2 protein-coding genes are annotated in these 940 nt (G+C 35.6%); both read right to left on the bottom strand.

The features are described 5' to 3' along the window. The coding region (locus BHE97_RS19395; RefSeq protein ID WP_201791555.1) for a Clp protease ClpP at positions 1 to 291 on the bottom strand (291 nt) is incomplete at its 3' end. Positions 292 to 295: 4 nt separating this feature from the next. Continuing rightward, positions 296 to 940, bottom strand: a 645-nt coding sequence (locus BHE97_RS19400; protein WP_087625659.1) for a phage portal protein, incomplete at its 5' end; no start/stop codon positions are given.

Raw genomic sequence — 940 nt, forward strand, 5'->3', positions numbered from 1 at the left:
AGCTAAGGCAATTACTGAAGCGATGGAAGCTGCAACACCATCCACATAAACAGTTTTTTGAGCCTTATTTCGCTTTAACATATTATAAATAGCTAAACCAGCAAATACAGAACCACCGCCACTATTTACATAGATATTAAGGCTACTTTTATCATCCAATTGCCCCAAAATGTTTTTCACATCATCAGGCATAATATCTGAATCATCCCATTTCCAACCTGTATTATTTATGATGTCACCATAGATAAATAGGTCTGCGGACGATTCCGTTTGATTTTTAATAGTAAACACGTCTTTAATTGTCCTCACCTCCTTTCAGCGACAAACCTCCACTAGCTTTTGCTAATTGGTATTCATCCGCAATCTCAATAGATACATGGTTTAGATCGACACGATGTTTATCACCGTATTCTCCAATTCCATCTATATCTTCAAGCTCTAATACTTTATTGATTGAGAAAGCTCCAGCATCTAGCATAATCTTATAAAATTCCGCTCTAGATTTAGAATCAGCGCGGAGTAAACTTGTTAGATTAAATTTCAAATAGTAACGCTTTTGTTCATTAAATGAAAATGTTTTATAAGAAAACTCTTCTTCATACTGGATAAGAATCGGACTCAATGTATTTTGGATAAAATCTAGTGCTTGTTGCTCAATATTTGAGAATGTAGCACGATCTAACTCATTAATCATGTGCAATGGAATATTAAAAATGTTTGCAATCTCAGCTTTATCGAACTTCATACCTTCAATAAATTGAGCATCTTTCAAAGGCATTCCAACTTTCTCAAATTCTAGCCCAGCATCTAAAATCGCTATCCTTTGAGCGTTGTTCAAGCCTGTATTCGCTTCTTTCCAAGCATCACGGAGTACATCTTTTGCTTCTTTACCAAGCGCTTGCTGAGTTTTTAATAATCCACTATGTCCAGCCCCGTTTGT

Origin of the sequence: Aeromicrobium sp. PE09-221 (assembly GCF_002174305.1) — a bacterium.
GTDB lineage: Bacteria > Actinomycetota > Actinomycetes > Propionibacteriales > Nocardioidaceae > Aeromicrobium.